Below are 23,370 nucleotides of genomic sequence, written 5' to 3' on the forward strand. Positions count from 1 at the left end.
TGTGAAAGCTCACACAGCGGTATTTTGCCTGAACCAGGCAGGAATGGCTTACGGACGGCTGCTCGTCGGGAACGGCCATGCTGCCGGTGCGATCACGGATTTGGCGGCCGGCGCCGGGCTTGCTGCCTGGGCAGTGCTGTCCTTGCCGTCGGTCTTGGCTTCGGTCTTCGTGTCCGCTTTCGCTTCGGTCTTGGCTTCCGGCTTCGCTTCCGGCTTGGCTTCGGCCTTGGCTGCGGGCTTCGCAGCGGCTTTCCTGGCGGCCGGCTTCTTCGCTGCCGTTGCGGCAGCTTCCGGCTTCGCTTCGGCCTTGGCGGCAGGCTTTGCGGCGGCTTTCTTCACTGCCGGCTTGGACTCGGCGCTTTTGGCGGCCGGGGCTGCCTTGGTCGCGGCGGTCTTGGTGGCAGCGGTCTTGGTGGCGCTCGCCTTCGCCGTCGAAGCCGCGCCCTTGGCCGCGGTCGACTTGGTGGCGGCCGGCTTGGCGGCGGTCTTGCCCGCTGCTTTGGTGGCGGTCGACTTGGTTGCAGCAGTCTTGCCTGCAGCTTTGGTGGCGGTCGATTTGGTTGCAGCAGTCTTGCCTGCAGCTTTGGTGGCGGTCGACTTGGCAGCAGTCTTGCCGGCAGCTTTGGTCGCGGTCGACTTGGTTGCAGCGGTCTTGCCTGCAGCTTTGGTCGCGGTCGACTTGGCGGCCGTCTTCACAGACGAGCCTTTGGTCGCAGGCTTCTTGGCAGCGGTCTTGCCGCTCGTCTTCGCAGACGAGCCTTTGGTGGCGGTCGACTTGGCGGCGGTCTTGCCTGCTGCTTTGGTGGCGGTCGACTTGGCGGGGGTCTTGCCTGCTGCTTTGGTCGCGGTCTTCTTGGCTGCGGTCTTGCCTGCTGCTTTGGTGGCGGTCGACTTGGCGGCGGTCTTGCCTGCTGCCTTGGTGGCGGTCGACTTGGCGGCGGTCTTGCCTGCTGCTTTGGTCGCGGTCGACTTGGCGGCGGTCTTACCGCTCGTCTTCGCAGACGAGCCTTTGGTGGCGGTCGACTTGGCGGCGGTCTTGCCTGCTGCTTTGGTCGCGGTCTTCTTGGCAGCGGTCTTGCCGCTCGTCTTCGCAGACGAGCCTTTGGTGGCGGTCGACTTGGCGGCGGTCCTGGTTGCTGCAGTCTTGGTCGCGGCCGATTTGGTCGCGGTCGACTTGGTTGCTGCGGTCTTGGTTGCAGCGGCCTTTTTAGCAGCCGGCTTGGCGGCGGTCTTGGTTGCAGCGGCCTTTTTGGCTGCCGGCTTGGCAGCGGTCTTGGTTGCTGCTGCCTTTTTGGCTGCCGGCTTGGCGGCGGTCTTGGTAGCTGCCGGTTTGGCGGCGGTTTTGGTTGCAGCGGCCTTTTTCGCTGCCGGTTTGGCGGCGGCTTTAGCGGCTACGGTTTTGCTTGCAGGTTTTTCTGCAGCTGCCTTAGCGGCCGGTTTGGTGGCGGCTTTTGCAGCCGGCTTTGCTGCTGGTTTTTTCGCGGCGGTTGCCATTTTCTATTCTCCTTCTCTGCGATGAGAAATTACGCTACATGGTTTGAACCCGTCCAACCCGGTCTGCTTGGTCGGGCGAATTATTCATCGGCGCAAACGCTGTGTTTGCGTCAATGAATCCGGCACAGCCGAACTGCTGCGGCAATTCGATAAAACCCGCAAAAAACTTCCGGGCATTCATCCCCGATTTACGCTATACTGTATTTTCATACAGTAGATTCAATCGAGGCTGTCGACCTCCGCGACACTCCGGCTATCGTCGTCGCCGACGACCGAAACGACTAAAGTCCGATGGTTCACTGCGCTGTCCACATCGCAGCCCGTGTTGCCGCGAAAAGAAAAAGCCGCCATGCCCGACATTTATCAGGCAATGCGGCTTGTTCTTTTCGCTAAGCTTACGTGCATACTGAATGAATCAGCGTCCCTTTTTTGATCGGTTTGTTTCACGTTCGACGCTCCAAAAATTGACGTCTTCACGTTTTGACAAATTCAATCACGTAAAGTACACGAAAACCTTGTCAGTGCGCAACCCGCACACAGTATTTTTCATGTCTTTCACAGGGCGAACCAGCGATTGCATCAACCGAAACGATCGCTGCGATAACACTTGATTCCTTCCTCGTTCTGCTCGGTCTCCAAAAACAAGCGCGCAAATCGATGCGCATTACCTTACTACCATTTCGCATAGCGCCTTTATATAAAGGCTTTATGCCGAATTCAATCCTCCACCGCGCCGATGCGCAGCAAGTCCATCTTGCACAGCCACGCGAGTCCGCGCAGCAAAGTCGGCCGGTCGCACGGTCCGAGCGCGTCGAGCAGCTCGTCGACCTGCATCGGACGCGATTCGATCGATCCGAAGATCTGTCCGAACTCTTCCAGCGTCGGCAGCGACGCGTGCGCGAAGCGGTTGATCGCGAGCTCGCGATACTGGCGCAACAGCGCGAGCGATGCGTCCGGCGCGAGTTCGACCATCGCCGCCGGCGTGATCTGCATGCTCGGATACGTCGCGAACAGTTCGAACGGATCGAGCCGGTCCGGCACCACCGCCGGCAGCGCCGGACCGAGTAGCGCATCGGCGCGGCGCCGCTCGTCGAGCTCGCGCCACAACGCGCGGTAACGCCCGAACACGACGGCCCAATCGAATTCCTCGCGCACCCGTTGGCGCGCATTCTCGCCCAGCCGGCGCCGCAACGCCGCATCGCCGGCAAGGCGCATGCACGCCTGCGCGAGCGCCGCGCCGTCCACGGCCACCGCCTGACTCGTATGACCGCAATACGCGTCGTAGCTGTCCACGCCATCGTCGTAACGCTGCGCGAGATCAAGTCCGGCGCCCGCGCCGGGCATCACGGTCGGGATGCGGTAGCCGTCCACGCCGTCGCGCACCGTGTCGCGGTAGCCGTTCCAGTCGCTGACGATGCACGGCAATCCGGCCGCCATCGCTTCCAGCGGCGTCAGGCCGAAGGTCTCGTGCACGTTGTCCGCAAGCGAGATGAAGACGTCGGCGGCGGCCCAGGCGTCGAGCTGGTTCGCCGCCACGCGGCCATCCAGCACGGCAAGGTGCACGGATGGGCACAGCTGCGCGGCGGCCTCGTGGAAAGCCTGGTCGATGGCCGCGTTGGCGAGCCAGCCGCACAGCACGAGGTGCACGCGCCGGCCCGTTTGCGCCGCCCGTTCGAGCGCCAGGAACATCTGCTGGGGATGGGCCTTCGCGTGGAACGACAGGCGGCCAAAGAACAGGAAGGCAACGTCGTCGCCATCGATGCCCAGGCGCCGGCGCACGGTGGCGCGATGGGCAGCATCGGGGTCGAAGTCGGCAGCGTGCACGCCGAGCGGGATCAGGGGCAGCTGCGGCAGTTCGAAGCGCTGTGCGCCGAGACGCGCGCCGAGATACTCGGCCTGGCGCTCCAGCACGCGGCGCACGCTGTCGCGCACGACGCGCGACGTGCAGATCACGGCGTCCCAGCTGCGCACGGGTGCCACGAGCAGGTTCGCGAGGCTGGACATCACGGCGTGGCTGGCCGTCGAGTGCGTGATGCCGCACAGGCTGTAGCGGCGCACGCCGATGCCCAGGCGGCGCCACGCCAGGCGCTCGATGCCGGGCGCGGGATGGTACAGCGTGCCGTAGCGCTCCAGGTCCTGCGGGCGGCCCTGGGCAATCCATTCGACCTTGCCGCCATAACCGTATTCGCGCAGCAGACGCTCGCCCTCGGCCGCGTGGGCCTGGCCGCCGGCGAAGCAGCCGACCGTGTCCAGGCCGGGCGCGCCCGCGATGGCGCGCAGCAGACCGGCGCCGGCGGCTTGCCGCCCCATCAGGCGCGGACCCGCGGTCGAGTAGCCGTCCGGCGCGTAGTGAATGGCGAAGCGGTCCGTCATGCGACCTCCTGCGCGTCCGCGCCCGCGCGTTCGTCCACGCGGTCGTCCAGGGGCTTGAGCAGGTCGAGGTAGACCGGCAGGCCGACCGTTTCGAAATCGTAGCGGGACAGAACCGTCGCGCGGCCGGCCAGGCCGACCTGCGCGATCTCGTGGCGGCGCGCGATGAGGTCGAGCGCGCGGTCGGCGAGCAGCGCCACATCGAAGAACGGCGTGAGGAAGCCGTTCTCGCCGTCGCGGATCACTTCCCGCACCGGCGCGGTATCCGAACCCAGCACCGGCACGCCAACGGCCATCGCCTCCAGCATCGACCAGGACAGCACGAACGGATAGGTCAAATAGAGATGGAGGCTCGCCACCTGCAGCGCGCTGCGGTAGGCCGCATACGGCACCTTGCCGAGGAAGTGCACGCGCGACCAGTCGACGGCATCAAAGCGTTCGTCCAGCTCGGCCTTGAGCGCCGCGCGGTAGCTCGCGTGACCTTGCGGCGGACGGCGGCCGTAGCTGACGCCGTCGCCGCCGATGACGACGATCTGCAGCTCCGGATTGCCGGCCAGCAGGCGCGGCAGGCTGCGCATGAAGACGTGGAAGCCGCGGTAAGGCTCGAGGTTGCGCGCGACGAAGGTCAGCACCGGCTGCGCGCGCGTGAGCACGGCGCCGCCGGGCAGGACGAACCGCGCGTGCGGATCGGGGGCGAGCTGCTGCGTGTCGATGCCTTCGTGAACCTCGCGGATCTTGCCGCGCACTTCGGCCGGATGCACGCCGCGCTGCCAGCGCGTGGGCGCCACGCCGTCGTCGGCCGCCAGCAGCGACTGCATCAGCACGGAGTTCTTGATGCGGATGCGCAGGCGGTCGTCGAAGCTCACCGGATACTCGGGATCGAAGCCGACGTCCAGCCCATCCGCGGCCCACCAGAACTCGCAGAACACGACCAGGCGCGCGCGCGGAAACACGTCCTTGACGAACAGCGCCTCGCCCCAGCCCGGGTGGCACACGACGACGTCGGGCACGAAACCCTCCTGCTTCAACCCCACGCAGACGCGCGCGACGGCCTGGCCGCGGCGCACGCAGGCCTCGAAATGGCGCAGGTAGTGATGGGTCTTGTCGCCCGGCCCGTCCGGCTTCGCGTAGCCGATCACGCGCAGCTTGGGCCCTGCCGGCTCGCGCCGCACCGCAGTCTCTTCGCCGATCGCGACGACTTCGTAGTCGGGCCGCGTCTGCAGATACCGCATCAGCCGGCGGAACTGGCCCGGCAGATTCTGGTGGATGAAGAGAACTCGGATCATGACGTTTGGTTCGCGTGGCGACAACGACAAGTTGGAATTGAACGCATGATAGCCTCAGACTTCACCGAGTGGCGCGACGCACACGCAAAATCGTGACGAATGCGTGCGTTGCGCCACGCAAGACGGCATCCTGCGTGTCGTCGAAGGCACGGACGCAGGTCCGCGCGCGCGGTCTTAGCGGTGCGCGATGGCGATCGCGGACCAGTGCACGTCGACCACGGGCGTGCGCGTCTCGCGGTCGCGGCGGTAGCTGTGGAAGGTCCAGCGTCCATCGGCGCGCGTGTGGCACATCGTGCATTCGGCGCGTGCCGCCACGCTTCCCAGGCCGGCCCGTTCCAGCTGGTGGCGCACGATCGCGGGCAGGTCGAGCCGGCGCGGCCGCGGTGCGACGAAGCCGGGCGCGAGGTTCCAGCGCGCGACGAAACCGTCGATCACCTCCTGTCCCACTTCGTAGCAGCAGGCGTGCGCCGCCGGTCCGGCGGCCGCGATCCACTCGGCCGGATCGCCGCCGCGCGCACGCACGAGCGCCGCGAACGCATCGACGATGCCGCCCAGCGCGCCGCGCCAGCCGACGTGCAGCGCGGCCACTTCGCGCCCGTCCCGGCGCGCGAGCAGCACCGGCACGCAGTCGGCGGTGGCGATCGCGAGCAGCAGTCCGGGGCGGTCCGTGAGCATGCCGTCGGCCTCGCCGCAATCCTCGTGCGCTTGCGTGACGACCGCGATGCGCGTGCCGTGGCGCTCGTGCTGGACGGGGCGGCGCGGCCAGTAGTCGGGCAGCAGCGCGGCCATGTCGTCGTGCCGCGTGCCGAAGCCGTGCACGATGGTCGGGTGGTCGAGGAGCGGGCTGGTGAGCATGGCGGACTGCGGGGATCGAGGTGATGAAGTGGCGGCAGCATAGCATGGCGTTGTACCATGGGCACCCTGCCACGTCTGGAGCCATCATGCCGCACAGCGACGCCGCTGCCACGCTTCCCCTGCTCAATCCGCGTCCGCACGTCGACGTGGTGCCGATCTTCGACGGGCACCAATGCGTCGTCATCGACGACTTCATGCTGGAGCCGGAAGCGCTGGTCGACTACGCGGCGCGCAACCACGCGCATTTTCAGGATGTGCCAGGCAACTACTATCCGGGCCCCGAGCTGACGATCTCCGGCACCTTTGCGGCGCGCGTCCACGACAGCTTTCTGCAGCACGCGCGCGCGCTGCTGAAGGCGCGCCGGATACTCGACGTGAAGAGCCGCCTGTCGCTGGTGACCCGCCGCCCCGAGGAACTGCTGCCGGGCCAGCGCCTGCCGCACCGCGACTTCACCGGCCTCCCCCAAGGCCAGGGAGCGGGCGCCATGGTGCTGTATCTGTTCAGGGACGAGCGCTTCGGCGGCACCAGTTTCTTCAAGCCGACGGTGCCGGAGCACGAGATCAAGGCCCTGCTGGACGATCTGCAGCGCCGCGAGCAGGCCGGCGAAGCCGCGCCGCCGGATGTGCCGCCGACCTTCGCGATCGCGTCGAGCCCACACTTCGACAAGGTGCTGACGATCGCGCCGCGCTACAACCGGGCGATCTTCTACAGCGGCGAAGTGTTCCACTCGGGGCACATCGACGCCCCCGAACTGATGGTGAACGACCCGCTCACGGGGCGCCTGACGGTGAATGCGTTCTTCCGGCTGCGGATGGCGGCGGGCTGAGAGGACCGCCCCCGGCAGGATCGCGCACGGGGCGCAAGCGGAAGCTGTCGAGGACGTCGTCCCACAGCTTCATCGCCTCTTTATCAGTGAGGCTCGTTTTCTGTTGATTGCCCTTGCCGTCGTGGTAGCCGGTCGTCAGTTCGATCTTGATGGCGGGCGTGTCCAGCGTACCGTCGCCCTGCGTCTCCCACACGAACGCGTGGCCGCGCATGCCGTTGCTGCCGGGTGCCGAGGCCAGGTGTTCCTGGCCCGGGTATGGTCCGACCTGCCGGTCACCCTTGCGCAGCACGCGGACCGAGGTGGCGAGGTTGCCGAGGAACTGCACCATGCCGCCCATCCGTTCTAATAGAGGTCTGTCGTGCTTGTAGCGGGAGAGTGGATAAAACCAGACGGACAAGAGCGTGTCGGGGTGACCGGCGATGCGGAAATCCACGCCGGCTTCTTCATTGTTCCACTCTGGATTGGCGATAAAGCCGCCGGCGAAGCAGTAGCCGGGGTCTGTGGGAATGTCAGTGTCGGTACGAGTACGCAAACCAGAGAGCACCTCTCTCATGCGGCTCATGCCAACTTCTTGTTTGTCATCGTCGACCTCATCTTGAAACAGGAATCGTCTGCCGTCGATCCAGCGATAACCAGAAATACTAGCCAGAGCTGTACTGAAGTCTGACTTCCAAGCGATCAAAATCCTCGTGGATTCGTCGGGACGGGCAGACCGCAGCAACATACTTTTCTGTGTTTTCTCGTTATTGGCTGCTCTGAGATTCGACTCAAAATTGTCCACATCCAATGCAAACTCGTCATGGGTCATCGCTTTGACCGGCTCGATGTCGATGAAGTCGTACTTGTAGTTTCCTCCAGTGAGTCTGGACCCGGCAGGCACGTCGATCAGGAAGCGTCCCATGCAAAAGGTGGATATGGTCGAGGAAGGCGCGCCATTGGCGTTACGCGAAGCATTGTTGGGTAACGCCGTGCAGGCACCGAGCCCCGCGCAGACGGCTGCCATGAGGGCTGAAGAGAGCGATCTATAAAACGTCATGATGCCGGTGGTGAGGTAATCGGATGAAACGAGATTGGTTATTGCCCGCTGAAATTACCTGTCGTAGCAATCAGCGACGCGCCACACGTCGTTTTATGCCCTTCGTAGGCGACCGCGACGCCGTCGATCACATGGTGCGGATCGCCTTCGGCAATCGTGCAGACGGTGTGACCCGAGATGGGACAGCTGCACACATCCCCAACGCGGGCGACGGGGATGCCGTCGACCGTAAATTGTTGGGCGCTTACGCTCACGACCTTGCCACCGTGCGACGTCGGGTCTCCAAGACGAATCACATTGCGCATCGCTTTACCCTTTGTCGTGGCCCGGCGGCGCGTCGTCGGATGCAGCCTTTGCGATTGCCTGCGTGTGGACCACCTCATCCGCGCGAGCGGGCGCCGCATCGTAATCGACCAGTTTCCACACCGTCGCCGTACGATAAGACGGTCGCGCGCCCTTGAACTTTTGCCACAAGGACGATTCGCCCAGCGTGGTCACCTGCGGCATCGTCTCTCCAGCCCGGAAATACTGACGCGCACCGCCTTCGATCTCGCCGGCTTCGCTGGCTTGCCACCAACCCGTCTGCGGGCACGCGCGACCGGTTGCCGCGAGTTCTCCAAGCGGAAGGCGAGGTTCAGGGCCGACGTCACTCGTTTTTACCGAGTCGCTGGTGGGACGCAGGCGGAAGCTGTTGAGGATGTCGTCCCACAGTTTCATGGCCTGTTCGTCCGTAAGGCTTGTTTTTTGGGGGTTGCCTTTGTCGTCCTGATGGCCGGTCGTCAATTCAATCTTGATGGCGGGCGTATCTAGTGTGCCATCGCCCTGCGTTTCCCAGACAAAGGCGTGAGCACGCATGCCGCCACTGTTGGGAGCGGAGGCCAAATGTTCCTGCCCCTTGTACAAACCAACTTGGCGGTCGCCTTTGCGCAATACGTGGACTGACGTGGCGAGACTGCCAAGGAACTGCGCCATCCCTCCCATGCGCTCGAGTAGCGGCTTGTCGTGCTTGTGGCTGGCGAGCGGGTAGATCGAGACCGATACAAATGCGTCGGGATGACCAGCGATGTCGATATCGAGGCTGGCTTCTTCGTTGCGCCAGCTGGGATCGGCAATAAAGCCCCCTGCGAAGCAGTAACCGGAATCGGTAGGAATGTCGGTATCAGTACGAGCACGCAAACGCAAAATAGCTTTTCGCATGCGATTTATACCGGGCTCCTGCTTATCGTCGTCGACATCTCTCTGGAATAGAAAAAGACTACCACGGTCCCATCGGTAACCAGTAATACTAATTTCCGATGTACTAAAATTAGTTTTCCAAGACACCAGCAATTTCGTATTTTTATCGATCTGAACAGATTGCAATAACATACTTTTTTTGGTGTATTTGTGTTCAGCCGCTTTGAGATCCGATTCACTCTTCACGACTTCCCTTTCAAAATCCTCAAAAGCGCCCGACTTGGGCGGTTCAATTTTAATAAAGTCGTATTTATAATTCCCGCCACTGAGCTTTGAACCAACTGGCACATCGATCAGGAATCTACCCATGCAAAAAGTGGTTACACCTTCGTCAGCCTTTACGTTGGCACTTTGGTTCTTCATAGTCGATTTTTCAAAATTATTGGGCGCAGCCGTTGAAGTGTCGATTTCCCCATACAGAGCAACTACAGTGAGGACAAGGAACAGGCGGAGAAATTTCATAGCTTAGATAAGTTCTGTTTCAGCCAACTTGAGTTGGCTACGATCTTGATTATCGAATACAACGTAACTGCCTGTGCAACCTTGGCTTTATATGAATTTTGATGATCATAACTTTCATGTCCTTTTTCCTTGCCCTCGTGGCGAAAGATCTGAATGACATGCGGCGTAGGAGCAAGACCAGACTCAGCGGGAACAGTACCATCACCCGGGCCTTTCGCCTTCTGAATTTCAAATTGATATTTATCTCTTTCTTCGAAAGATAGAGATACCGTACCATTGAAATCATCATCTTTAAGCAACGCATTTTTAAGATCGCCATAGACTGGAATCTCGCTTTTCCAATGCACCTCGTTCCAGGCTAGTTTCTCACGGTCAGCGGCATAATAGGCATAGGTTTGCGGATGATACTTCTCTTCAATCAGATTATGAAGCTCACGTGCAGCGCTCATATTTGTTTTAAATCTATTAAAATCCGAATGTAAATCGTCTTCTTCCACAATCTTCCTTCCATTCCGCTCAGCCTCCTCCCTCTCTTTTTTACCCGCTGGATCGACCAGCTCCTCATTCACAAGCTTCCACCAGTCCTTAGTGTTATTAAAATAAATATCTGCGTAAGAATCGCCATCACCAAGCAACGTCTCAACCTCTTCCGGCATTCCTTGCATGTTCACCTTGGTATAACTTGCACGCAGCCAGTGTCGCGCTCCTTTATCGGACTGCGTTTTATACTGGGAGGTGGGTAATAGTTCCAAAGGTCCCGGTGCATTGGCCATGACCGCAGTGCATTCCTTGGCGTTTCGGCCCAAGAGAATTTGCTCGACATCTTCGAAGCCGGCCCGGATGCGCTTATAGGTTGCAGGTGCGCCGATCGCCGGCATAACGCCGTGCACGATGCCGAGGATGCGGTCCGCCATACCGGGCATTTGTGCGCACGCCCGCGCGACAAGACCACCCATGCTGTGTGTGACGATGATGACTTTTTCACAGGTCTTCCCTTTGCTCCGGTAATGGGCCGTGATGCGCTCGATCTCCTGTGCAAGCCGTTCGCCAGATTCTTTATTACTTCGCAGCCAGTTGTATCCGACGCCGTGCACTGGATAAAGCACATCGGCGGCATCGCGCAAATGGTCTTCCTCCAATGGCGTAAACGGTTTTTGTGCTCCCAGCCTGGCGGCATCCTGACGCTCCATCACGAGCGTTTTCCACGTTGGCGTGAGCTCTTTGCCCTGACTGGCGGGGTCAAACACGAGTGCCAGGCTCCGCTCGAGCAAAGTAAGAATCTCGGCATAGCTCTTGCCGTACAGTTGTCCCCAGCCCCGCCATTTGGCGCGCTCCGCATCGGTGGCGCCCGGGGCAATCGCCAGCAAGGCTTTGCTGGACTCATCGGGGTAGGCTGGGCCGTTGTCATCTACCTCGGTATTGTTCGGATCGAGCACTTTTTGCCGGTCAGCGGCCGACTTGGCGAGGTGCCTGAGCACCAGGATAATGGCATCCAAATTACTTTCCGGCGGACACCATGCCAGGCCTTTGGGCTGATTCTTGACCTTGAGCCGCGTGCCCATGATGCCTGGCACGAACAGCACAGGCACGACAAGATCAGGCGTCGTCAGGCACAACGCCCGGACTTTCAAATTGGTACCGGTCAGGACGGACTGCGCCGTATCGTTGCCATGTTCATCCCAGCCAGTGCCGACCAGGCGGGTGGCGGTATCGGTATCGGAATCGGAATCGCTCATGCTTTACGCTTTCGTTACGCTTTCAAAAGGGTCAGGCGCGCGATCTTGAGCGCCATGTCTTGCGTCAGTTCGGTATGACCTTGATGATCGGTCACACCTTCGATGGTGCGGCCATCGTCCAGCTCGATCCGGTAACGCTGGTTGGCGTGCGGACGGCCGCTGCCGCGGCGGGCGAGCACGAATTTTTCGTCCGTTTTCAACGTGCTGGTGGGAAGCTCCACACCCGGCGGCGTCCCGCCACCCGGCCCCACGTGCGCAAACGTCGACGACTTGATCGTGTGCGCCCCGCTGCTCTGCTGCGTGATGGCGCCGCCGCCGATATCCACCTGCGCACCTTGCGTGACGAAGCGTACCTTGGGTGCCTGCAGCACGATCTCGTCGGCGGCCGTCAGCACGATGCGCTTGGCTGACGTCACGTCGATGTCGTCGCCATGCGTCTGCAATTCGAGCTTGCCGCTGGCGGCGATCAGCTTAATGCCGAGGCGGTGCGCGAACAGGCTGATGCTTTCCGAGACGCGCGCGAGCAGCCGTTTTCCGACGGAGAACTGGGTATTGCCGACGCTGACCACGTCGACGTGCGTCTGCGCGCCGAGCGCAATATTGTTCTGGCTCGCCAGCGCCATCCCGGCCGGCGCGGACAGCGCGACGACGGGTTGGCCGCCCCCGCTCGCACCGCCGCTGGCCGTGTTGCTGCCAGCTTCCCACTGCTTCAAGTGACCGAGTAATTGCTTGAGTTGCTGGTCATCGGTGTCGTCGGCGTGATGCGTCGTCGACAGTTCCGATAGCTGCCGCTGGACACCTTGCAGCACCTCCATCAGGCCTGTCAGTTCGGCGCGATCCAGCTGCTTGCCGCCGGCTTGCGTGCGCGCGTCGGCACTGATCAGGACGCCCTTCGCGCCGCGCACGGCGACGGCATGGTCGCTGCGCAATTCGGCCCCTTCGCCGCGCGCCTCGCCCTTGCCGTCGCTGCGGGGATGCGTGAGCCAACCCAGATTCAGTTCGCTATGACCATGTTCGGAAGACAGTTGAGCATTGATTTCTCCCGGCGTGTCGTCCAGCCGCAGCTGGTTGTAGCGGGTGCCCTGCACTTCCTTGCTCTTGATGCCGGCGAGGTATTTATTACCGGGCAGTGTGCCGGTGTGGGTGAAGGACGGCGGCGGCGCCGTGCCGCCATACACCTGCGCCACGATGATGGGTTTATCCGGATCGCCGCCCAGGAAATCGACGATGACTTCGTCGCCCACGCGGGGCAGCGTGATGGTGCCCCATTGATTGCTGGCCCATGTGCTGGCGACGCGCACCCAGGCGGAGTCACGCTCGCTGTCGCTGGCGCCGGCATCCTGCGCATGGCCGTGGTCGTCCGGTCGGGTGCCGGGAAAGCGCACCTTGACCCGGCCATGTTCGTCGCAATGGACTTCCTCGCCCGCCGGCCCGACCACGCGCGCGCTTTGCAGCCGCGGGCGCGGCAAGTCGGTGCGCGGGTCGAAAGCGGGCACGATGGGAATGCCGCGCCGCACGCACGAAAAGCGATTCGTATAACGCACGCCCCGTTCCCCGCTGGCTTGACGCAGCGCGTTATCGAATAAAGCGTCATCCCAGCGGTTCAGCGCAAACAGGCGTTGCGCCTGGTCGTCGACGGTCTTGGGCAGATTGTTTTCCGCATCGACGTCGAGCCGGGTGACGACGAATTCCCGTTCGTTCTCGGGGTGCGTGTCGATGTCGGGATGCCCGGTCAAGGCGATCCATTCGCCAACGCACAGCGCGCGCACGCTGCCTTCGCCATAAAAACACTTGGATTCGTATTCGTGGCGCTTCATGCGCAATTCGCCGAGCTTGCGGTAATCGTCGCCGTCCTCGCCCGCATGCGGCATGTCGATCAGGTAGTCGTCGAGGCTGGCCGCGAACTGGTTCCCCGTCGTCCCCTGGTCGATGCGGGACGACGTATTGCTCGTCATCGGACGGGACTGCAGATAATCCCAACTCTGGCGTGAAACGTTGCCTGGCCTGAGCGTGCGTACGGCACTCCAGGTGATGACCGTATCGCTTTGCTCGGTGCCGTCGTCGCGGTGATAACGCACCGTGCCGGCGGCATTTCGTGGCAGCGTGAAGGCGTCGTCGGACAGCACGAGGGCATGGGCCGGCGTATCCTGATCGCGCGCCTGGCTCGCCCGGCCGGGACGGATGAACCAGGCGATGCCGCGCCGTTTCCACAGGCGCCGCAAAAAATCGGCGTCGGACTCGTTGTGCTGCATCGTGAATTCGCGGGCCGGATACGTGCCGGTGACATGCGACCAGTCCACATCGAACGCTTTGGCCAGCACCGGATTAGTCTGGCGCCACTCGTCCAGGATGACTTCGGTGATGTCGAGTTCGTTCTTGTTGCGGAAGATGCGGGTATTGGTGCGGTGTTCCATCAATGCGAGGGCATCGCGCACCACGAGTTCATACGTCGCCAGGCCGCCATCGCTCTGGCCGGCCGCCGCCTGCGCCACGATGCCGCAGACGGCGCGCAGGTCGCCGCGATCCGTCACGAACTGGAGCTCGACCGGCAGCGTGATGAATTCCTTCAGCGGGAAATGGGCCTGCGTCGAGACGCACAACAACCGGTATTCCAGTCCGCCGCACAACGTCTCGCTGCCGGTCACGCGTTTGACCAGCAACACATCGTCGAGTACGCGCTGCTCTTGTGACAGCCGCAAACGGATGGGGCGCTTCGCTTCGGACAAGCCAGCGAATGCTTCTGTCAGATCCTTGAGGTTCATTCAAACTTCCTTGCCGGGCGCAATCGATTTGGTGGGGGTATCTAATCGTTCAACTAATACAACCCGATATATTATTTCTAAATGTCAAATGCTGTCCATGCGCACGATTGACATTTTTAAGATATTTACCACACCGGCCAAGCCCTTGATTTTCCTGCCGAAATTTAGATTGCACCTCCTATTGCATTAATGCACATACATTTACTTTTACGACAATGGATAATGAACCTTGCCGGTAAAATGAAATAATTCGCGATTATTCGAAAAATAAAAAAAGCCGGAATTCGTGAATATTCTCACCGCACGATTCAAATCGATTCGCCGTAATCCGATTCGGATATCGGCGTTATCAGGAAAATAAAAAAGCCCGCCAAGTGGCGGGCTTCGTCATGCGCGGGCGGACAGCCGCAGCGATCCAGGATCAGTCCCAGTTCAACGCACCGCCGGTCTGATACTCGGTCACGCGCGTCTCGAAAAAGTTACGCTCCTTCTTCAGGTCGATCATCTCGCTCATCCACGGGAACGGGTTTTCCTCGTTCGGGAACAGCGCGTCGAGGCCGATCTGCACGGCGCGGCGGTTGGCGATGAAGCGCAGGTAGCCCTTGAACATGGCCGCGTTCAGGCCCAGCACGCCGCGTGGCATCGTGTCTTCGGCGTAGCGGTATTCCAGGTCGACGGCCTGCAGGAACAGCTGCTTGATCTCTTCGCGGAATTCTTGGGTCCACAACTGCGGGTTTTCCATCTTGATCGTGTTGATCAGGTCGATGCCGAAGTTGCAGTGCATCGACTCGTCGCGCAGGATGTACTGGTACTGCTCGGCGGCGCCCGTCATCTTGTTCTGGCGGCCCAGCGCCAGGATCTGCGTGAAGCCGACGTAGAAGAACAGGCCTTCCATCAGGCAGGCGAACACGATGATCGAACGCAGCAGCTTCTGGTCGTTTTCCAGCGTGCCGGTGTGGAACGTCGGATCGTTGATGACCTCGATGAACGGGATCAGGAACTGGTCCTTGTCGCGGATCGACGGGATCTCGTTGTAGGCGTTGAAGATTTCCTTCTCGTCCAGGCCCAGCGATTCCACGATGTACTGGTAGGCGTGGGTGTGGATGGCTTCCTCGAACGCCTGGCGCAGCAGGTACTGGCGGCATTCCGGCGCCGTGATGTGGCGGTAGGTGCCCAGCACGATGTTGTTCGCGGCCAGCGAGTCGGCGGTGACGAAAAAGCCCAGGTTGCGCTTGACGATGCGGCGCTCGTCTTCGGTCAGGCCGTTCGGGTTCTTCCACAGCTCGATGTCGCGCTGCATGTTCACTTCCTGCGGCATCCAGTGGTTGGCGCAGCCGGCCAGGTATTTGTCCCACGCCCACTTGTACTTGAACGGCACCAGCTGGTTGACGTCGGTCTTGGCGTTGATGATGCGCTTGTCGTCCGCGTTCACGCGCTTGGCGACGTCGGCCGCGCTGGCTTCGGGGTTGGTGGCGGTGGCCGGGGCCGGCGCGGCGGCCGGTTCATCGTCCCAGGAGAGAGCCATGGTGTTTCCTTCTTATCGTTTACTCAAAAACGTCGTCCCCGCGCAGGCGGGGACCCAATTTACGCCAGCGTACTGCACACCAGCCTGGATTCCCGCCAAGGCGCCCGGCGAGGGCGGGAACGACGGGTCAAAATTACTGGCAGGCTTCGCACTCGTCAAAACCCGCATCGCCCGGCCGCAGGTAGCAGGCGGCGCCGTCCACGACGTCCGGTGCGCTCGCGGCCGGCGCGGCCGCCGGTGCCGGTGCCGGTGCGGCAGCCGCTGCCGACAACCCGCCATCGACCGCCACGGCGTTCAGCGCGCCGGTACGGGTGGTCGACTTCTCCATGTGCGTCGCGGCGATCGTGCGCAGGTAATAGGTCGTCTTCAGGCCGCGCAGCCAGGCCAGTTTATAGGTCTCGTCCAGCTTCTTGCCCGAGGCGCCGCCCATGTAGATGTTCAGCGACTGGGCCTGGTCGATCCACTTCTGGCGGCGCGACGCGGCTTCCACCAGCCACTTCGGTTCGACTTCGAACGCGGTGGCGTAGATGTCGCGCAGGTCCTGCGGCACGCGGTCGATGCGCGACAGCGAGCCGTCGAAGTATTTCAGGTCGTTGATCATGACCTCGTCCCACAGGCCGCGCGCCTTCAGGTCGCGCACCAGGTAGCCGTTGATCTCGGTGAATTCACCCGACAGGTTCGACTTCACGTACAGGTTCTGGAACGTCGGCTCGATGCAGGCCGAGACGCCGATGATGTTCGAGATGGTCGCGGTCGGGGCGATCGCCACGCAGTTCGAGTTGCGCATGCCGAACTGCTTGATGCGGCTGCGCACCAGGTTCCAGTCCATCGACACCGATGTGTCCTGCTCGAGGTAGCCCCCGCGTTCCTCGGCCAGCAGCTTGATCGAATCCTGCGGCAGGATGCCGCGATCCCACAGCGAACCTTCGTACGACTGGTAGCGGCCGCGTTCCTCGGCCAGCTCGGTCGACGCCAGGTAGGCGTAGTAGCAGACGGCTTCCATCGAGCTGTCGGCGAACTGGACGGCCTTCTCCGACGCGAACGGCACGCGCATCATGTGCAGGCAGTCCTGGTAACCCATGATGCCCAGGCCGACCGGACGGTGGCGCAGGTTCGAATTGCGCGCCTTGTCGACGGCGTAGTAGTTGATGTCGATGACGTTGTCGAGCATGCGCATCGCCGTGCGGATGGTCTTCTGCAGCTTGACCACGTCCAGGCCGTCGCCCTTCATGTGCGCCGGCAGGTTCACGGAGCCCAGGTTGCAGACGGCGATTTCGTCGGCGTTCGTGTTCAGCGTGATCTCGGTGCACAGGTTCGACGAGTGCACGACGCCCACGTGCTGCTGCGGCGAGCGGATGTTGCACGGATCCTTGAACGTGATCCACGGGTGGCCCGTTTCGAACAGCATCGACAGCATCTTGCGCCACAGGTCGAGCGCCTGCACCTTCTTGTGCACGGTCAGCTCGCCGCGGGCGGCCTTTTCTTCGTACTTCAGGTAAGCCTCTTCGAACGCGCGGCCGACCTTGTCGTGCAGGTCCGGCGCTTCCGACGGCGACAGCAGGGTCCATTCGCCCTTTTCCATCACGCGCTTCATGAACAGGTCCGGAATCCAGTTCGCGGTGTTCATGTCGTGCGTGCGGCGGCGGTCGTCGCCCGTGTTCTTGCGCAGGTCGAGGAATTCCTCGATGTCCAGGTGCCACGTTTCCAGGTAGGCGCAGACGGCGCCCTTGCGCTTGCCGCCCTGGTTGACGGCGACGGCGGTATCGTTCGCGACCTTCAGGAACGGCACGACGCCCTGCGACTTGCCGTTCGTGCCCTTGATGCGCGAGCCCAGCGCGCGCACCGGGGTCCAGTCGTTACCCAGGCCGCCGGCGAATTTCGACAGCAGCGCGTTTTCCTTGATGGCGTCGTAGATGCCTTCCAGGTCGTCGGCGACGGTGGTCAGGTAGCACGACGACAGCTGCGAGCGGCGCGTGCCCGAGTTGAACAGGGTCGGGGTCGAGCTCATGAAGTCGAACGTCGACAGCAGGTTGTAGAACTCGATCGCGCGCGCTTCGCGGTTTTCTTCGCGCAGGGCCAGGCCCATCGCGACGCGCATGTAGAACGCCTGCGGCATCTCGATGCGGGTGTCGCGGATGTGCAGGAAGTAGCGGTCGTACAGGGTCTGCAGGCCGATGTAGCCGAATTGCAGGTCGCGGTCGGCGACGATCGCCTTCGCCAGCTTCTGCAGGTCGAACTTGCCCAGTTCCTCGTCCAGCAGCTCGGCGTCGATGCCCTTGGCGACGTATTGCGGGAAATAGGTGATGTATTCCGCGGCGGCGCCGGCCTGCGGCACTTCCTTGCCGAAGACTTCCTTGCGGATCGTGTGCAGCAGGATGCGCGCGGTGACCTGGCTGTAGGCCGGGTCTTTTTCCATCAGCGCGCGCGCGGCCAGGATCGCGGACTTGTGCAGTTCCTCGACCGGCACGCCGTCGTACAGGTTCTTGACCGTCTCGGCCAGGATGGCGTCGGCGTCGACGTGCTTTTCCAGGCCGGCGCAGGCGGCATTGATCAGCGCCGCGACTTCGTTCATGTCCAGCGGACGGCGCACGCCGCCGTCGACGACGGTGAACTGCGGGGTGGCGATCTGCGTGGTGCCCGCCGCTTCCTTGGCGGCGCGGCGCTCTTCCATGCGCTTGGCGCGGTACAGCACGTATTCGCGCGCGACGTCATGCTCGCCCGAACGCATCAGGGACAATTCCACCTGGTCCTGCACATCCTCGATGTGGAAGGTACCGCCGTTCGGCTGGCGGCGCACCAGCGCCGCGACCACGTTGTTCGTCAGCTGCTCGACCAGTTCGCGGATGCGCGCGGACTCGCGGCCCTGTTCGCCGTTCACGGCGAGGAAGGCCTTGGTCACCGCGACGGCGATCTTGTTCGGCGCGAACGGCACCACGGCGCCGTTGCGGCGGATGATGCGGTAGTCGCTGTTCGCGACCAGCTCGGCCGCGCTCTTGCCGGCCGCCGTTTCCGCTGCGACGTGTGGATTGATGGAAATGTCCGAAGATGTTTGCATTGAGCCTCCCAGCATGGCGTTACGAACTGCCAGCGCCTTCTCGAATTTGGTAGATATGGACCCCTCGGAGAGAATCCAGGGACAGCTGCCAATAGATAAAAATTGGCAACTAGGTAACTTTTCGCCGATAAAAAAATAGGAGCAACAATGTTGAGAAAACGCAGTTGCGCCCCTACTCTGCCTGTTCGGCATTAAGGCCGTTGACCACTAGATGTAGTAGACAACGGCCTTACAGACCTAATTGTAGTCGATGTACGCGCGTTTTAAGAGCTCTACGACTAAGATTTTTTTCTTGACATCGATCAGGTCCGATACTTGAAGCCTCCACGGCGAAGTAAGCGCTAACATTGATTTTGTGGCGCGTTTTGCGCTGCTTACTATTCGTGCAAAATCCGCCCGTTTGGCTTTGCTGCGTTGGCGAAAAGACCACGGCCGGGTCAGGGTTCGGGCGCCTGGATGTCCAGTTTTTGCATCTGATAACGGAGCTGGCGGACGCTGATGCCGAGCAGGCTGGCGGCCTGCGTGCGGTTGAACTGGGTCTGGTTCAGCGCCCGCAGGATGATGTCGCGCTCGACCTGGTTCAGGTAGTCCGGCAGGTTGCTCGGCAGCGCGTCGGCGGCCAATGGCGACGGAGGCGGCGGCGGCGCGGCAGGTGCCGGCGTCACGTCACTTGCCGCTTCGGATGCCGCGGGCGGCGTCCGCGCGTCGGCGGCCGGCACGGCCGCATCGCCCAGCTTCGCCCCTTTCAGCAGCAGGTCGCCGGCCTCGATCACGCCGTCGTCGGCGAAGGCGAGCGCGCGTTCCAGCACGTTTTCCAGCTCGCGCACATTGCCCGGAAAGGCATAGCCGCGCAGCGCGTCGAGCACGCCGGGACCGAGGCGCGCCCCGTCCGGGCCGGCCAGGCGCGCGAGGATGGCGTCGACGAGCAGCGGCAGGTCGTCCAGGCGTTCGCGCAGCGGCGGCAGGGTCAATTCGATGACGTTCAGGCGGTAGAACAGGTCCTGGCGGAACGCGCCCGCCTCGACGCACTTCGCAAGGTCCTTGTGCGTGGCGCTGACGATGCGCACGTCCACCGGTTCCTCGACCGTGGCGCCGATCTTGCGCACGCGCCGCTCCTGGATCGCGCGCAGCAGTTTCACCTGCATCGCGAGCGGCAGGTCGGCCACCTCGTCGAGCATCAGCGTGCCCCCGTTGGCGGCCTGGAAGAAGCCGTCGCGCTCATCGTTCGCGCCCGTGAAGGCGCCCTTGCGATAGCCGAAGAACTCCGCCTCCATCAGCGCCTCGGGAATCGCGCCGCAGTTCACGGCGACGAACGGTTTGCCCGCGCGCGCGCTCTGGGCGTGGATCTCGCGCGCCGCCAGTTCCTTGCCGCTGCCCGATTCGCCGTTGATGGCGATCGGCGCCTGCGAGCGCGCCAGCCGTGCGATCTGCGCGCGCAGCGATTGCATCGCGAGCGACGCCCCGATCAGGCGCGACGTCCCGCCACCCTGGCTGACTGCCGGCGCGGCCGCCGGGTCGGACAGCTTCAACGCCGAGCGCACCATCGCGCGCAAGTCGTCCAGCACGACCGGCTTCGACACGTAATCGAACGCGCCGGCCTTGAGCGCCACGACGGCATTCTCGGCGCTGCCGTACGCGGTGATCACGGCGATGGGCGTACTTTTGTGATTGGCGGCCACCTCGCGCACCAGTTCCAGGCCCAGGCCGTCGGGCAGGCGCATGTCGGTCAGCACCAGCGCATACGTTTTCTGGCCGAGCAGCGCGCGCGCTTCGCGCACGGTCGCGGCGCTGTCCACGTCGAGCCCCATCTTGAGCAGGGTGATCTCGAGCAGCTCGCGCAGGTCGGGTTCGTCGTCGACCACCAGGATGCGGGGTGAGCTCATGCTGTCTTTCCGTGACGTTAGATGGATGCCGCGAACGTGATCACGAAGCGCCCGCTGGCCTCGCCCGTGCCGCCGGACGGATCGGGTCCCACGTCCTCGGTGCGGTATTCGTAGTCGAGCATCGCCCCGTTGTTCAGGCACAGCTCGCGCGCCAGGTACAGGCCCAGGCCGGTGCCCTTGCTCGACGTCGTGTAGAACGGCTCGAACAGGTGGGCGCGCACTTCCGGCGTGATGCCGGGACCGTCGTCCTGCACGTGCAACTCCATGCGGCCCGTGGCGTCGAGCACCGGAGCCACGCGGATGCTGGCCGGCTTGCCGCTCGCGTAACGGATCGCGTTGCCGAGCAAATTCACGAGCACCTCGCGCAGGTGCAGGCCGTCGAAACGCACGCTGCGACCGTGCGCACTCCCCACCCACACTATATCACCGGCCATGCCGTGCATTTCCGTGAACTCGGCGCGCAGCTCCGGCAGGAAGTCGTCGAGCGCCAGGGGCGTGCCGTTCGGCTGCACCTTGCGCGACAGTTTCAGGATGTCCTCGACCATGCGGTTCACGCGCGCCACGTTGTCGTTCACGATGCGCAGCAGGCGCACCTCGGCCGGCCCGTGCAGGTCTTCCGCGAGCAGCGACGTCGCATGGCCGATCGCCGACAGCGGATTCCTCACCTCGTGCGCGATGCTCGCCGTCAGCCGCCCCATCGACGCAAGCTTGAGTTGCTGCGCCTGGTTTTCGATGGCGCTCACGTCCTGCAGGAACACGAGGCTGCGCTCGTCCGCGCCCTCCGGCGTGTCGACCCGCGCGAAGCGCAGCTTGAGATGCACCGGCTGGTCGAGGCGGCCGCGGACCTGCCCCTCGGTCTCGTGCCAGCGCTTGATCGTGACGTAGCCGCCCTTGGCCGCGGCCGGCGCGCCCGCGGGGCCGCCGGCCCAGGCCGCGAAACGCTGCGCCACCGGTTCCAGCGCCGGCAGGTCGGTCAGCAGGAAGGCGCTGCCGTCCTCGCCCGGCTGCGTCTCCAGCCCGAGCATGCGCCGCGCCGCCGGGTTGCCGCCGAAGACGCTGCCGTCGCGTCCGAGCACGAGGATGCCGTCGGCGACATCGTCCACGACGATGCGGTAGATCGCCTGCTGGATGCGCAGGTCGGCGCCGCGGCGCACGGCCAGTTCTTCCTGCTTGATGAGCCGCGCAGCCAGGCGGTTCACCACCAGCACCACCGCGAAGAACGCGGCGCCGGTGAGTCCCGCCTGGGTCAGCGGCAGGTCGTTCTCGCGCATGAAGATTTGCCAGGTGCTTTCGGCCAGCACGAACAGCGTCGCCAGCGCGGCCGAGAACAGGGCCATCAGCAACGGCGCGAGGATCGCGGCGCCGGCGAGCGGGAACAGATACAGCAGCGCGAGGCCGCTGCGCATGCCGCCGGCGGCCAGGTACAACAGCGAGATCGCGACGATGTCGACGGACACCTGGACCGACAGCTGCCACAGGAAGCGCCGGCGCCAGCGCTGGGCGACGAAGGCGAACAGCAGGGCCGCCAGCACGTAGGCGATGCACGTCTCGGCATAGAAGGTGCCGTCCACGCGGCCGTGGCGCACGTCCACGGACAGGTAGAGCAGCAGCACGAGCGCGATCACGATGCGCGTGACCGTGAGCGTCTGCAGCGAGCGCCAGAACGTCGAGCGCGACTCGGCGGAAGGAGGCAGCCAGGGCGCCATGCGGCGGCTTACCTGGCCTGCTGGTGCGCCTCGCGCGCGTGCGCCGTGCCGCAGTAGTCGCGGCCATCGGCCCGCACGGCCTCCGACGATGGGAAATAGATGCCGCAATGGGCGCAGCAGGCCATCGCCTCCGGCTTGTCCGCGACGCGGGTCCAGGCTTTCGCCTCGCCGCCGGCGGCGCCCGCTGCCGGCCCGGCGGCCGGGCCTTGCGCGCGCGTCATCGCCGCGCGCACTTTGCTGCGCACCGCCATCACCACGAGGATGACGAGCGCAATCCAGAAAAGCAGTCGCGTCATACGAACCCCCGGTGCAGAACGACTTCAAAAACGAAACGGCTGCCGACATACGCCAGCGCCAGGGTGGCGAATCCCGCCAGCGTGAAGCGCAGCGCGGTCTTGCCGCGCCAGCCGCGCCAGCGGCGTCCGGCCAGCAGCGCGGCGAACAGGACCCACGACAGCAGCGCGAACACGTTTTTATGGTCCCAGCGCAGCGCGCGGCCGAACAGCTGTTCGGAGAACACGATGCCCGACAGGACGGTGAGACTGAGCAGGACGAAACCGATGCCGATCATGCGGAACAGCAGCCGCTCCATGGTCAGCAGCGCCGGCAGCTGGTCGATCGCGCCGCCCAGCCAGCCCTTCTTCGCGTTCTTCGCGTGCAGGCGCGCCTCCTGCAGCGCCATCAGCACGGCGTGGAAGGCGGCGATCGTGAGCGTGCTGTACGCCGACACGGCGACGGCCACGTGCCAGCCGAACGCGGGCGACTGGTCCTGCACGGGCATCAGGTTGCCGGGGAACAGCGGCGGCAGGATCGCCGCGACGGCCGCGAACGGCATGACCATGCGGCGCATGCCGTCCAGCGCGAAGTTGCGGTTTTCGATCCAGTAGGCGGCGACGGAAATCCACAGCGCGGTCGACAGCATGAAGGCGAAGCCGACGCGCAGCGTGCCGTTCGTCACGATGTCCGGCCACAGCGCCGTGCCATGCACGGCCCAGGCGACAAAGGTCACGGCCGAAATGGCCGAGCCCTGCCGCGACGGCAGCAGGGCGCATACCGCGTACAGGATGGCCGCGGCGATAAATAGGGTGAGTTGCATACGCGCGAGTCTACACCATCCCGATGGGGAGGGTTGGGTTG

At 63.5% G+C, this 23,370-nt stretch carries 16 protein-coding genes; 1 reads left to right on the top strand and 15 read right to left on the bottom strand.

The annotated features are described in order from the left end of the window. Positions 1 to 48 precede the first annotated feature (48 nt). The 4 genes from ACEN9Q_RS21850 to ACEN9Q_RS21865 form a co-directional block, all read right to left on the bottom strand. Positions 49 to 1,494 (bottom strand): transcriptional regulator, encoded by a 1,446-nt coding sequence (locus ACEN9Q_RS21850; RefSeq protein ID WP_495626015.1) that lies wholly within the window; start codon positions 1,492 to 1,494, stop codon positions 49 to 51. Between the two features lie 717 nt (positions 1,495 to 2,211). Continuing rightward, entirely contained in the window at positions 2,212 to 3,867 is a 1,656-nt protein-coding gene (locus ACEN9Q_RS21855; RefSeq protein WP_495626016.1) for a glycosyltransferase family 4 protein, read from the bottom strand. After that, the gene (locus tag ACEN9Q_RS21860; RefSeq protein ID WP_495626017.1) at positions 3,864 to 5,150 is read right to left on the bottom strand and encodes a glycosyltransferase family 4 protein; all 1,287 of its coding nucleotides are present in this window, start codon (positions 5,148 to 5,150) and stop codon (positions 3,864 to 3,866) included. The genes ACEN9Q_RS21855 and ACEN9Q_RS21860 overlap by 4 nt, the downstream gene beginning before the upstream one ends. Before the next feature lie 174 nt (positions 5,151 to 5,324). Then, entirely contained in the window at positions 5,325 to 6,005 is a 681-nt protein-coding gene (locus ACEN9Q_RS21865; RefSeq protein ID WP_495626018.1) for a purine nucleoside phosphorylase YfiH/LACC1 family protein, read from the bottom strand. 86 nt (positions 6,006 to 6,091) lie between these two features. Between ACEN9Q_RS21865 and ACEN9Q_RS21870 the strand changes: the two genes are divergently transcribed. Next, positions 6,092 to 6,832 carry a DUF6445 family protein gene (locus ACEN9Q_RS21870; protein WP_495626019.1) on the top strand — a complete coding sequence of 247 codons (741 nt, stop codon included), beginning with the start codon at positions 6,092 to 6,094 and terminating at the stop codon, positions 6,830 to 6,832. On the opposite strand, the gene ACEN9Q_RS21875 is transcribed toward ACEN9Q_RS21870, so the two are convergent. From ACEN9Q_RS21875 to ACEN9Q_RS21925, 11 genes are all read right to left on the bottom strand, one after another. Further along, positions 6,777 to 7,835 carry a T6SS immunity protein Tli4 family protein gene (locus ACEN9Q_RS21875; protein ID WP_495626020.1) on the bottom strand — a complete coding sequence of 353 codons (1,059 nt, stop codon included), beginning with the start codon at positions 7,833 to 7,835 and terminating at the stop codon, positions 6,777 to 6,779. The two genes, ACEN9Q_RS21870 and ACEN9Q_RS21875, sit on opposite strands and share 56 nt — an antisense overlap. 71 nt (positions 7,836 to 7,906) lie before the next feature. Further along, on the bottom strand, positions 7,907 to 8,173 hold the full coding sequence (locus tag ACEN9Q_RS21880) for a PAAR domain-containing protein (protein WP_082547954.1): 267 nt from the start codon (positions 8,171 to 8,173) through the stop codon (positions 7,907 to 7,909). Between the two features lie 4 nt (positions 8,174 to 8,177). Further along, complete coding sequence (locus tag ACEN9Q_RS21885; protein WP_495626021.1) at positions 8,178 to 9,566, bottom strand: T6SS immunity protein Tli4 family protein; 1,389 nt, start codon at positions 9,564 to 9,566, stop codon at positions 8,178 to 8,180. Then, entirely contained in the window at positions 9,563 to 11,302 is a 1,740-nt protein-coding gene (locus ACEN9Q_RS21890) for an esterase/lipase family protein (RefSeq protein WP_495626022.1), read from the bottom strand. Before ACEN9Q_RS21890 ends, ACEN9Q_RS21885 begins: the two co-directional genes overlap by 4 nt. Before the next feature lie 14 nt (positions 11,303 to 11,316). Continuing rightward, positions 11,317 to 14,064 (bottom strand): type VI secretion system Vgr family protein, encoded by a 2,748-nt coding sequence (locus ACEN9Q_RS21895; RefSeq protein WP_495626023.1) that lies wholly within the window; start codon positions 14,062 to 14,064, stop codon positions 11,317 to 11,319. 421 nt (positions 14,065 to 14,485) lie between these two features. Then, positions 14,486 to 15,589: a ribonucleotide-diphosphate reductase subunit beta gene (locus ACEN9Q_RS21900; RefSeq protein ID WP_056441484.1), complete on the bottom strand. Its 1,104-nt coding sequence runs from the start codon at positions 15,587 to 15,589 to the stop codon at positions 14,486 to 14,488. Positions 15,590 to 15,722: 133 nt separating this feature from the next. Further along, positions 15,723 to 18,644: a ribonucleoside-diphosphate reductase subunit alpha gene (locus ACEN9Q_RS21905; RefSeq protein WP_056441487.1), complete on the bottom strand. Its 2,922-nt coding sequence runs from the start codon at positions 18,642 to 18,644 to the stop codon at positions 15,723 to 15,725. A 437-nt stretch (positions 18,645 to 19,081) separates the two neighbouring features. Continuing rightward, positions 19,082 to 20,527 carry a sigma-54-dependent transcriptional regulator gene (locus ACEN9Q_RS21910; RefSeq protein WP_495626024.1) on the bottom strand — a complete coding sequence of 482 codons (1,446 nt, stop codon included), beginning with the start codon at positions 20,525 to 20,527 and terminating at the stop codon, positions 19,082 to 19,084. A gap of 17 nt (positions 20,528 to 20,544) precedes the next feature. Beyond that, a complete protein-coding gene (locus tag ACEN9Q_RS21915) occupies positions 20,545 to 22,233 on the bottom strand; it encodes a sensor histidine kinase (protein WP_495626025.1) in 1,689 nt (562 codons plus the stop codon). Between the two features lie 8 nt (positions 22,234 to 22,241). Further along, entirely contained in the window at positions 22,242 to 22,529 is a 288-nt protein-coding gene (locus ACEN9Q_RS21920) for a PP0621 family protein (protein ID WP_495626026.1), read from the bottom strand. Beyond that, positions 22,526 to 23,329, bottom strand: a complete 804-nt coding sequence (locus tag ACEN9Q_RS21925) for a cytochrome C assembly family protein (protein ID WP_056441501.1) — start codon at positions 23,327 to 23,329, stop codon at positions 22,526 to 22,528. The genes ACEN9Q_RS21920 and ACEN9Q_RS21925 overlap by 4 nt, the downstream gene beginning before the upstream one ends. Positions 23,330 to 23,370: the final 41 nt, after the last annotated feature.

This window comes from Massilia sp. Masssp93 (genome assembly GCF_059491295.1).

What these genes read in the sequence shown, in the direction of transcription:
- ACEN9Q_RS21850 (WP_495626015.1), bottom strand. Translation starts at nt 1,494, where the DNA reads ATGGCAACCGCCGCGAAAAAACCAGCAGCAAAGCCGGCTGCAAAAGCC.
- ACEN9Q_RS21855 (WP_495626016.1), bottom strand. Translation starts at nt 3,867, where the DNA reads ATGACGGACCGCTTCGCCATTCACTACGCGCCGGACGGCTACTCGACC.
- ACEN9Q_RS21860 (WP_495626017.1), bottom strand. Translation starts at nt 5,150, where the DNA reads ATGATCCGAGTTCTCTTCATCCACCAGAATCTGCCGGGCCAGTTCCGC.
- ACEN9Q_RS21865 (WP_495626018.1), bottom strand. Translation starts at nt 6,005, where the DNA reads ATGCTCACCAGCCCGCTCCTCGACCACCCGACCATCGTGCACGGCTTC.
- ACEN9Q_RS21870 (WP_495626019.1), top strand. Translation starts at nt 6,092, where the DNA reads ATGCCGCACAGCGACGCCGCTGCCACGCTTCCCCTGCTCAATCCGCGT.
- ACEN9Q_RS21875 (WP_495626020.1), bottom strand. Translation starts at nt 7,835, where the DNA reads ATGGCAGCCGTCTGCGCGGGGCTCGGTGCCTGCACGGCGTTACCCAAC.
- ACEN9Q_RS21880 (WP_082547954.1), bottom strand. Translation starts at nt 8,173, where the DNA reads ATGCGCAATGTGATTCGTCTTGGAGACCCGACGTCGCACGGTGGCAAG.
- ACEN9Q_RS21885 (WP_495626021.1), bottom strand. Translation starts at nt 9,566, where the DNA reads ATGAAATTTCTCCGCCTGTTCCTTGTCCTCACTGTAGTTGCTCTGTAT.
- ACEN9Q_RS21890 (WP_495626022.1), bottom strand. Translation starts at nt 11,302, where the DNA reads ATGAGCGATTCCGATTCCGATACCGATACCGCCACCCGCCTGGTCGGC.
- ACEN9Q_RS21895 (WP_495626023.1), bottom strand. Translation starts at nt 14,064, where the DNA reads ATGAACCTCAAGGATCTGACAGAAGCATTCGCTGGCTTGTCCGAAGCG.
- ACEN9Q_RS21900 (WP_056441484.1), bottom strand. Translation starts at nt 15,589, where the DNA reads ATGGCTCTCTCCTGGGACGATGAACCGGCCGCCGCGCCGGCCCCGGCC.
- ACEN9Q_RS21905 (WP_056441487.1), bottom strand. Translation starts at nt 18,644, where the DNA reads ATGCAAACATCTTCGGACATTTCCATCAATCCACACGTCGCAGCGGAA.
- ACEN9Q_RS21910 (WP_495626024.1), bottom strand. Translation starts at nt 20,527, where the DNA reads ATGAGCTCACCCCGCATCCTGGTGGTCGACGACGAACCCGACCTGCGC.
- ACEN9Q_RS21915 (WP_495626025.1), bottom strand. Translation starts at nt 22,233, where the DNA reads ATGGCGCCCTGGCTGCCTCCTTCCGCCGAGTCGCGCTCGACGTTCTGG.
- ACEN9Q_RS21920 (WP_495626026.1), bottom strand. Translation starts at nt 22,529, where the DNA reads ATGACGCGACTGCTTTTCTGGATTGCGCTCGTCATCCTCGTGGTGATG.
- ACEN9Q_RS21925 (WP_056441501.1), bottom strand. Translation starts at nt 23,329, where the DNA reads ATGCAACTCACCCTATTTATCGCCGCGGCCATCCTGTACGCGGTATGC.